Raw genomic sequence first — 7,255 nt, 5'->3', positions numbered from 1 at the left:
ACGCGCAAAGGCAAAAAACTCAGGTCATCTTCTGTCATGGATTGCGTCCGCAAAGTTGGGTTGCGGACGCAATCGTGAGCCTTCTCAATAATGGACGCTAGGTGTGCGAAATCGCGCGCTTACCTTCATCGGCCTTATGGAAAGCTTCACATAAGGCCGATTAGGCCAAGTCGTTGATGATGGAAAGTAGCCGAGCCTATTGCCGACAAGGTTCGGCGAACAAGGGGCCGGCAGCAGGCGGTTCAGCTGGGAACTCGACATAATTTCAGCGTTGATCTGGAGTAACGGTTCCACTTCAGGGGACCGTTATGAAGCCAACCAATTTGCACGAAGCCAGGGTTCGGTCTTGTAGACCACTCCCGACCCACATCGGTAACGAATTGCGCCGCTACGATGCGTATCTGCACGATGCGCGGGGACTCGCAGCAACATCCCGGAGTAATCAACTCCGCATTGTCGGTTTGTTCTTGCGACAGAATTTCGAGCGGCGCGCTGTCGCTCCGAGAAAGCTGCGCCCTGACGATATTCGTCGGTTTCTTTCGTCACAGTTAGGGGCCGGACGCTCGGCCTCCTATGCTTCTCAACTGGCTTATACCTTACGCAGTTATTTGCGTTACCGGGCGACGCGAGGTGACCGGGTCTTCAAGCTCAGCGCCGTCATCCTGAATCCCGTCCATTGGACGCTCGCATCGCTGCCCCGCGCGCTCAAGCCAGAGGAAGTTGGGCGCCTCCTCGACGCAGCTGCAGGCGCTCGCCGCTGGCCGAAGCGTAGCTATGCGATTGTCCGTCTGGCGCTGGACATGGGACTGCGTTCTGGCGACATCGCGCGGCTCATAATCAGCGACGTCGACTGGGGCGCAGGCACAGCGACGTTGAGGGGCACGAAGTCGCTGCGGCAGGACGTACTGCCGTTGCCGGTCGAAACCAGGCGGGCGCTCGCTGACTATCTGCAACTTGAGCGGCCGGTGAGCGGCCATCCGGCGATCTTCGTCCGGCAGGTGGCGGGCCGAGACCAGCCGATTACGCCCAGGGCGATCCAGAAGGTGATCAAACGGGCCTGCTGTCGCATCGGCTTGCCGCACCACAGTGCTCACGCGCTTCGACATACCCTGGCATGCCGCCTGGTTAAGAACGGCAGTTCGCTCAAGGAAGTAGCCGACCTGCTGCGCCACCGTTCACTCAATACCACCCTGATCTACGCCAAGCTCGACACGCCGAAGCTGGCGGCTGTTGCCCTTCCGTGGCCTGGGAGCCAATCATGAGCGCACGGGTCAGCTTGCAGAAGAGGATCGACAACTACCTTGCCGAACGGCACCGTTTGGGTTTCGAGTTGCGCTCGCGGAGCACGCTATTAGCCAGCTTGGCCCGTTATGTCGCGAGCCTGAATCATCGTGGACCGCTGACGACAGAGCTCATGGCGGATTGGGCACGACAGGATAAATGGCACCATGACACCCCTGCTACCTGGGCTGCGCGTTTAGCGATTGTTCGCCACTTCGCCCACAACCTGAGGCAGTTCGAGCCTGACACTGAGATTCCGGAGGAACCGGTCTTCGGCCCTGAGCGAACACGCGTCGCCCCGCACATCTTCCATGAAGAGGAAGTTGTTGCATTGCTGGTGCGGCCCGTCGGCTTGGGCCAAAGGGGAGTCTTCGCCCAGCGACGTATGAAGCCCTGTTTGGCCTGATGGCCTCAACCGGGTTGCGAATCTCGGAGGCCATCCACCTACGCGATGCCGATGTCGATCTGAAGCGCGGGATGCTGACTGTGCGGCAGACCAAGTTCGCCAAGTAACGACAGTTGCCCATCCATACGAGCACGGTTGACGCATTAGCGCGGTACCGGCGGCAGCGCGAACGCGTTCGCGTTTGCAGTGCGCAGTGCCGCCGCATTCGTGGATGGGGAACCCCTGCCGCGCTCATCTTGCGAACTAGCCCAGACCGCTTAGCAGCCTATTTAACGTGGCGGCGGGATCATATCCGATGCCGATGGCGCAGTGAATGCGGAACTCAGTTCACCGCCCGCGGCGGTGACAAGATCTTCCCCATGCTTGCCGGGGCTGGCTGCTCTGAATGCGGCAGGGCAACGACTATCGGCGACGGTCGACGACAGATTGTCGACCAATGCGCCTTCGGCGACGCCAACCACGGCGGATCGCTGTCGCCAAGGCAGGCACCGGCCGCCAGTTCCTGACGTTCGCCGGTATTCACAGATGGACCCTTATGCGGCCGATCCGCATTGATTACGGACAGGCCGTTCGCAACGGGTCGGCCGAGCATGGATGCCCCTGCACTCCATGTGCCGCCGTGCGGCGCATGCTTCATGCTGCGAGGTCCGGCCCGAGCAGCGCGGCGATGTCCTGGATCTGCCGGGAATGCACCTGCGCGAGTTCCGACGCCGAGAGAGCCTCCACGCCGGTGGGCGCGCGGCGGTTCGGCCAGGAGCGCGTAGGCCCGCTTCAGGAACGCTTCGAGCGCCGCCGACGAACAGCGCGATATCGGTTCCCAAGTCGGGCGACAGAGTCCCTTATGGTGGAGAATCCGCGACATGCGGTCAGAAGGTCTGCCAGTCGGCCGTTGCGTTAGCCGCCGCTGAGACCGGCGCGGCGGGGGCGGTAGATGTCGCTGGTGCGGCAGGCATCGAGGGAAGGGCTGGAGGACTGGCCCTCGCGGCGCGGGATGCCGCGTGTTTCGCGATCGGCCGTGCCGCCTGGAGCAACGTGCCCGAAGCATCATCGCGGCGCTGCGTCGGCAATGCTCTCGTCGTCGGCGCGTGAGCCGGTTGCGGCACGAAAACGTCGCCCACCCGGAACACCGACACCGCTTTCCGCAACGCCTGCGCCTGCTGATACATCGACTGCGTCGCAGCCGATGCCTGTTCGACCAGCGCCGCGTTTTGCTGCGTGACCTCGTCCATCTGGCTGACCGCGCGGTTGACCTGGTCGATCCCGCTGCTTTGCTCTTCCGATGCGGCCGCGATTTCCTGCACGATGCCCGTGACACGTGTCACCGCCTCAACGATCTCGCCGATCGTGCGGCAGGCTTCGGCGACCAGTTGCGAGCCGCTATCCACCCGCGACACCGACCTGTCGATCAGCTCCTTGATTTCTCTTGCCGCGGTGCCGCTGCGCTGGGCGAGCGAGCGTACCTCGGCTGCGACCACCGCGAACCCGCGGCCTTGGTCGCCTGCGCGCGCGGCTTCGACCGCCGCATTGAGCGCGAGAATGTTGGTCTGGAACGCAATCCCTTCGATCACGCTGATGATTTCTGCGGCCTTGACTTGCCGGATCATGACGGCCCTCCAGCTCGCCAACCATCGCATGCAACCCGGTCAGGCCGAAGAAGCGCCGCGCGGCTATCTTGTTCCGCCCGGCGCCGAACAGGAAATCAACGGAGTCATCCGCCTCGTCCACCGCTCTCTATCGTTGGGCAACCAATGCATATATTTGAGCCGCGAAATTCTACGCTCGCCGCTTATGCGACAAAACGTTCAGAACCTCACTTGCAAACCCACGCGCCCGACGAACTGGTTGTTCGCTCCCGCCGACGTAGCCACGAAGGTCGATGATGAACCGATCGACGCCTGCACCGGAATCACCACGTGATTCACCAGGTTGCTTCCGGAGGCCTTCTGGTAGATCGCGAGCACATAGACCGCGGTACTCTTGGACAGCGAGTAAGAGAGCGCGCTGTTGATCTGGTTCCACCTGCCATTGAACGCGCCGCTCAGTTTGGTGTAAGCGTCATCAAGCGTAGCCTGCAAGGCAGGCGTGATGAGGTATGTCGCCCCGAGCTCGCCGGTTTGTACCGTGGATTGGGTTCCCGCGACGGGTTGCAGATGGGTGTCGGTGTAATTGCCGAACACGTGGACCGGCCCGATCGTGTAGCCCGCGCCCACGCCGAAAGTGTTGGTCCTGCGCAGCCCGTTCGTATTTACATTCGCAATGGTTACGGGGTACGCAGGTGCGGCTGCGCTTGGAAAGTTGATCGACGTGTAAGCGATCCCGATCGCAAACGGCCCGTTCGCATAATGTGAGCCGAAGCTGTAGGCGCTCGACGCACCTGCGTTAACGGGCGTCGTGGTCGGCAGAGACCCCTGGAACGAGCCGGCCTGATTCGAGAACGCGTACATCGCTCCGAACCGGAAGCCGGCATAGTTCGCGCTTGATAACTTCACTGCATTGTTGACACGGCTCGACGTGAACATGTCGAGGTCGTTCGGATGGAAGCCATAGTTGCCGAGCGCGGTCAGTCCGCCCGCGGAGAAATCATTGCCCACGAAGGTTTGCGACAGCACGTATTGACGCCCGAACGTAACAGCGCCGATGCCGTCCTTGCTCAAGCCGACAAACGCCTGACGCCCGAACAGAGCGCCGCCCTGGCCCAACGCGCCGGTACTAGCACTGAAGCCGTTTTCGAGGACGAACACCGCTTTCAGTCCGCCGCCAAGATCTTCCTGGCCTCGCAGTCCCCAGCGGTCGCCGCCGGCAACACCACTGCCGTAGAACACTTTGCTGCTCGGTCCTGTAGAGGTTGTGACGTGGTTCGCGTAAGACACGCCTTCATCGAGCAAGCCGTACAGCGTCACGCTGCTTTGCGCATGCGCGAGCATGCTGAAGGTCCAAAGCGCCGCGGCACCGATCAATTTTCTGTTCATTTTGTCTCGTTCTTATTAAGTTTTTATAACGAAGGTCTACTGCGGGGTAAGCCTGTTGCACGAGTTGCGTGACGTGCAGATGCGCAAAGACAGTTACCGATGAGCGGATGCACAGCCGCGCAGAACTCGCGGCAGTGCATGGACGACTAGCAGAGACGACGTGAAGCTAAAGGACGGCCGTGTGGCGGAAACGGAAATGACAGGCTGGATTCCGCCCTGAACGGCTCAAGCGGTTTCGAGCGGCATTTTCAAAAACGATTCCAGCGCGTGATAGAACTTCCTGCGATGGGTTCCCATCATCGGGTTATGCGCGATACCAGCGATTGCGACGAACTGCTTGTCGCGGTTCGGCAGCTTGGCGAAGAAATCAAGCAGGTCAGGTTCCGCAGCGATGCCGTCGTATTCGCCGCGCACGATCATCACCGGACAGACGATCGCGGCCGGATTAACCAGCGGCAGATTTACGCACATGTCCACATAGGTACCGGTCGGCACCTCGCTGACAAGCGGCAGTTCAGCGGCGGCGATTGATTCCGGAATGATGTCTTCGCTGGTACCCGGCTTGTCGCGATTGAACATGCCCTGATAAAACGCGAGATCGACCTTGCGGCGCGGGCTCGCGGAATACTCATGCAATTTCTTGCGGCGCTGTTCGAGGGTCGGTGAACCTTCTCCGGTGTACACCAGCGCCGATAAGCCCAGCCGTGCAACCTTGTCCGGATTGCTCGACGTGAACAACGACGCCCGCAGCGCGCCCGACGACGTTCCGAACATCAGCAAGTTGGGCGTGCCGGTGGTTTCCAGCACGAACGGGACGGCGATCTGCAAGTCGTCGGCGCCAGACTGCACGCTCGAATTCGATCCCTCGGTCCAGCCAGAGCGTCCGTAACCGTCGTGATCCATCGTCCACACGTCGTACCCGAGCGCGGCAAAATAGTCCATCACAGAGTAGTCTTTTCGTCCCGGAACCTGCAGGTCATAGGTATTGCGGCCTGACACGGTCGATCCGTGCACGAGAAACAAAACCGGCAGCGGCGCTTCGCCGGTGAGCGGCTCAGCCGCGCGCTTGCGGTACACATACAGGCGGATGTTTCCTTTTTTGACGTAATATTCAGCATTCCAGGTCATGTCACATCCTCCGTTTGCCGCGACCGCCAGGCGGTGAGGCTTACCTAAAGTTAAGGGCTAGTTGCAGTAAGGCTTGGGTCGAAGTATCGCTAATTGGCGGTATCGATTAAATGGCGTTTCGTGAAAAGACCTTTCACCAGAGCAGACTAGGAACCACACCTCATGCGCGACCTGAATGCCATGGCTACCTTTGTGGCCGTCGTCAATTCCAATAGTTTCTCGCTCGCCGCTGAACGGTGCGGTATTTCGAAAGCCCTGGTCACTAAGCATATTCAGGAACTGGAAACGTCGCTGGGCATCAAACTGCTGCATCGGACGACGCGCAAACTCGGACTGACACAAGCAGGCGAGCGCTTTTACGAACGCTGCACACGCGTGATCTCCGACGCCGAGGATGCCATCCGCGATCTCGAAGATACATCGCGCGGCGCGCACGGCGTGATCCGCGTCAGCACCGCCATTTCGTTTGGCCGGCTGCATTTGCTGCCGGCGATTGCGGAATTTCTTCGCGACAATCCGTCGGTGAAGATTGATGTCTCGCTCTCTGAGCATTTCGGCGACCTCATCTCGGGCGGCGCCGACATCGTGGTGCGCATGGCCGATGAACCGCATCTGAGTAACCTGGTCGCGCGCAAGCTCGCGACCGTCAACTACGTAGTGGTCGCTTCGCCGGCTTATTGCGCGGCGCACGGCGCGATCACTACGCCGCCTGACTTGCTGCGCCTGAATTGCCTGACCTACTCCGGCGCGGCCAATCGTGAATGGCGGCTGTCGGGACCGGACGGCGATCACGCGCTCAAAGCCTCTGGGAATTATCGGGCGAACAATGGCGATGGCATTGTAGAAGCCGCGCTGGCCGGCGTGGGTGTGGGAATTGTGCCCAGGTTCATCGCAAGTCCGCATCTCGAGTCGGGCAAGCTGGTGCAGCTATTAAAAGAGTACATCGTGCCGACCGGCACGCTCTACGCGGTTTTCATGCCCGACCCTAATCTGCCTGAGCGCATCCGGGCGTTTGTGCGGTTTCTAGGTGACCGGTTCGCCCCCGTGCCATATTGGGACGTGCAGCCGGACGCCGGTCAGTAGACTTTGATTTCACGCGCCGTGGGCTGCCTCTTCACGCGGCATCCTGCCGGCATGTTGTCAGCCGACGTAAAGGCATCCGACAGTTGACATGTCGCAATAACTGGCGGATCACACATATCAGACGGAACGTGCGTTGTCTGGTAGCCAGGTTACTATCTTCGGTTTTATCCGATAAGGAAGACAGAGCGAACTGGACCCCTATGATGAGGAATGCTTACATCGCCAACGAATAGAACTGCCCGGCGGGAGTTTTGGCCGCTAACACTGCCTGGGTTCAAGGGCATCCGCCGGTCCCCCGAATACCAGCGCACCGGCAAATGAACCGGCGCCAGCGCTCGGAAGGACCAGGGTCCGACTGACCGTAGGTCAGATGCGATGCTGGACCGGG

At 60.6% G+C, this 7,255-nt stretch carries 6 protein-coding genes and 1 pseudogene; 4 read left to right on the top strand and 3 right to left on the bottom strand.

What is annotated here, in order from left to right; translation table 11 throughout:
* The first annotated feature begins 308 nt into the window (after positions 1-308).
* Genes ABQJ48_RS35265 through ABQJ48_RS35255 form a run of 3 tightly spaced genes read left to right on the top strand, consistent with a single transcriptional unit; the run spans position 309 to position 1,794 of the window.
* The gene (locus ABQJ48_RS35265; protein ID WP_367842536.1) at positions 309-1,262 is read left to right on the top strand and encodes a tyrosine-type recombinase/integrase; all 954 of its coding nucleotides are present in this window, start codon (positions 309-311) and stop codon (positions 1,260-1,262) included.
* A complete protein-coding gene (locus tag ABQJ48_RS35260; protein ID WP_367842535.1) occupies positions 1,259-1,687 on the top strand; it encodes a hypothetical protein in 429 nt (142 codons plus the stop codon). The genes ABQJ48_RS35265 and ABQJ48_RS35260 overlap by 4 nt, the downstream gene beginning before the upstream one ends.
* Positions 1,687-1,794 carry a hypothetical protein gene (locus ABQJ48_RS35255; protein WP_367842534.1) on the top strand — a complete coding sequence of 36 codons (108 nt, stop codon included), beginning with the start codon at positions 1,687-1,689 and terminating at the stop codon, positions 1,792-1,794. The genes ABQJ48_RS35260 and ABQJ48_RS35255 overlap by 1 nt, the downstream gene beginning before the upstream one ends.
* A 759-nt stretch (positions 1,795-2,553) precedes the next feature.
* Here the strand turns inward: ABQJ48_RS35255 and ABQJ48_RS35250 are convergent.
* The 3 genes and pseudogenes from ABQJ48_RS35250 to ABQJ48_RS35240 all read right to left on the bottom strand — a co-directional run.
* Positions 2,554-3,276: pseudogene (locus ABQJ48_RS35250) on the bottom strand (methyl-accepting chemotaxis protein); the annotation flags it as partial.
* A gap of 213 nt (positions 3,277-3,489) precedes the next feature.
* Positions 3,490-4,656, bottom strand: coding sequence for a porin (locus ABQJ48_RS35245; RefSeq protein WP_367842533.1), 1,167 nt, complete (start codon positions 4,654-4,656; stop codon positions 3,490-3,492).
* 225 nt (positions 4,657-4,881) lie between these two features.
* On the bottom strand, positions 4,882-5,784 hold the full coding sequence (locus ABQJ48_RS35240; protein WP_367842532.1) for an alpha/beta hydrolase: 903 nt from the start codon (positions 5,782-5,784) through the stop codon (positions 4,882-4,884).
* Between the two features lie 162 nt (positions 5,785-5,946).
* Here ABQJ48_RS35240 and ABQJ48_RS35235 point away from each other — a divergent pair, with 162 nt between their 5' ends.
* Complete coding sequence (locus ABQJ48_RS35235) at positions 5,947-6,867, top strand: LysR family transcriptional regulator (RefSeq protein WP_367842531.1); 921 nt, start codon at positions 5,947-5,949, stop codon at positions 6,865-6,867.
* The last annotated feature ends 388 nt before the right edge of the window (positions 6,868-7,255 follow it).

It is taken from the genome of Paraburkholderia suaedae (assembly GCF_040812055.1).
GTDB lineage: Bacteria > Pseudomonadota > Gammaproteobacteria > Burkholderiales > Burkholderiaceae > Paraburkholderia.
Note: the sequence above shows the minus strand (reverse complement) of the source record. Positions and strands in the feature narration are given on the sequence as shown.